General features: G+C 48.0%; 1 pseudogene. It reads right to left on the bottom strand.

The features are described 5' to 3' along the window. A pseudogene (gene metX / locus AAEZ03_RS27430) lies at positions 1-271 on the bottom strand (homoserine O-acetyltransferase); the annotation flags it as partial.

The following is a 271-nucleotide window of genomic DNA, read 5'->3' on the forward strand; positions in this document are numbered from 1 at the left end:
TCGTTGGACCAGTAGAGCCAAAACAGCTGCCAATATTATTGAGGCATACCACATAAAAGCGGTTGGTATCGATGGCTTTATTGGGGCCAATCATATTGTCCCACCAGCCGGCCTTTTTATCATCGGCACTGTGCAAACCTGCTGCGTGATGGCTGCCGGACAAGGCATGACAGATTAATATGGCATTTGATTTGTCGCTATTAAGAGTGCCATAAGTCTCTACCATTAAGTCAAATGAGGGCAGGGTGCGGTTGCACTCCAAGGTCAAGGG

Source organism: Pseudomonas sp. HY2-MNA-CIBAN-0224, assembly GCF_040310285.1.
GTDB lineage: Bacteria > Pseudomonadota > Gammaproteobacteria > Pseudomonadales > Pseudomonadaceae > Aquipseudomonas > Aquipseudomonas helleri.